Source organism: Bacillus sp. P4_D3 (assembly GCF_056401855.1).
Genome location: NZ_JBFUIN010000641.1, coordinates 1 through 1,782, shown reverse-complemented (window position 1 = coordinate 1,782; position 1,782 = coordinate 1). Strand labels below are relative to the sequence as shown.

Below are 1,782 nucleotides of genomic sequence, written 5' to 3'. Positions count from 1 at the left end.
GTTTCAAGGTATATATCTATATTATACTGATTAAACTGAATGTTTATTTTTTTGCTTATTTCATTCATTATGTAAATAAAAAAGGATAATTAGCCCTCATAATGGACTAACTATCCTATTATTATATGAATTTAATAAAATCGAGGTCTTTTTTGTATACGATATAATATATAAGCTATAGATTAATCATTTTTCAAACCGTATATGAACGAACTTCAACATCTTTATTAAATTTACAATCCGCATCATGATTCGTGTACTTCCATCCCAATCTTTATTTGTAGGTAGATGTTTAAAGAAAGGGGAACAGCTTAATATTTTTATGTTAGAAGACCATCTTTCTATTGATTTTGGATTGTTTACATAAAAATACATCATAGCACCGTTATTACCAGATTTTTTTACAGTAGCATTCGAAAGCGTCAGTGCGAACTTTGATTCAGCATCAAAATATAACTCTCCTCCAGGAAAACGTTTTGCCATAGCGACAATTATCTCCTTCAGTTCCTCTTCTTTAAAGTAATAAAACACACCTGCTGATATAAAAAGAATACCGTCTTTTGGATCATATTTTATATCGTTGAACCAAGAAGTGTCAAAAAATGATTTGGCAATGTTTATATTTCGTGGTGTATCTTCAATTAATGTTTTGCGAAAAGCGATCGCATCAGGCAAATCAAGGTTATACCACTGTATTGTACCGTTATCAATTCTTGAAAAAGTAGTGTCTAGTCCAGAACCGATATTTACTATAGTAGCATTCGGATTCTTTGTAATAAATTTTTTTATAGTATCATCAATTTTTCGTGCACGGGTAATGTAAGTGATACATCCGTATTCGCCAAATGTATCTGCTATTTTAGAGAAATCAAAGTCGCATTCTTTAATAATCCGAATAGCTTCCGTATCATCTAAAATATCCTTGTTTTTCTCACTACCATATGCTCGTCCCCATAGTGGAATAAGCATAGTACCTTGAACTGATTGTAAATCTATTTCTTTAACCATGAAACGTCCTCCGTTTAATAATAAAAAATATTATATATATATGATTAGTCGTTATTTAGCATTTTTGATAGCATTTTATTTGTTTTATACAGTCCGTAAGTTAAATCATGTTGATCTTCTTCATTGAGTTTTTCAAGATTACTAGTGAAATTATTATAAATTTGTTTCCATCTTTCATAATGTGCTTTTTCAGCTTTATCTGTTAAGGAAATTAAAACAGCTCGTTTATCTACTGTATCTTGTTTTTTTATAATGTATCCGTTTTGCTCTAAATTACGAACGGTTACACTTAATTGTTGTTTAGGTATGTTTAAATAACTAGCAATCATTTTTAAATTTACAGCGACTTTTTGCTGGGCAATATACTCAACTATGTGTTGCTCTAAATGTGTAAATTCAGTGGATTTCTCTGATAATAATTTGAAAGTACCTGACATATTTAATAATAAATTCATGTATTCGTTTGTTAATTCTTTATTAGTCATTATTTTTCGTGTCCTTTATCAATTTAGTAATTATTTTATTACTATTTTCACTTAAAATCAAATAATTATATTGATATTAGTAATTGTTTATTTACTAATACGATGTTATTTAAGTCGTGAGAAATACAGTAGAGGAAAAGTTAAAGTATTTTTATAAGAGGAGAATGGAAAAATTATAAAATATTACTTTATACATAAAAAACTAATGAAGCCAATGTCTTTTTCAGTCATTATACTATTAATAATTTTATGGTAAAATCTTTTACATAATGAAATAAAGGGGTAGTAT

General features: G+C 27.9%; 2 protein-coding genes. Both read right to left on the bottom strand.

Annotated elements, in window-relative coordinates; all coding sequences use genetic code 11:
* Window positions 1-186: 186 nt before the first annotated feature.
* Complete coding sequence (locus AC1DTM_RS25105) at window positions 187-1,008, bottom strand: class I SAM-dependent methyltransferase (protein WP_477001151.1); 822 nt, start codon at window positions 1,006-1,008, stop codon at window positions 187-189.
* A gap of 44 nt (window positions 1,009-1,052) precedes the next feature.
* The gene (locus AC1DTM_RS25100; RefSeq protein WP_016104817.1) at window positions 1,053-1,493 is read right to left on the bottom strand and encodes a MarR family winged helix-turn-helix transcriptional regulator; all 441 of its coding nucleotides are present in this window, start codon (window positions 1,491-1,493) and stop codon (window positions 1,053-1,055) included.
* Between the last annotated feature and the right edge of the window lie 289 nt (window positions 1,494-1,782).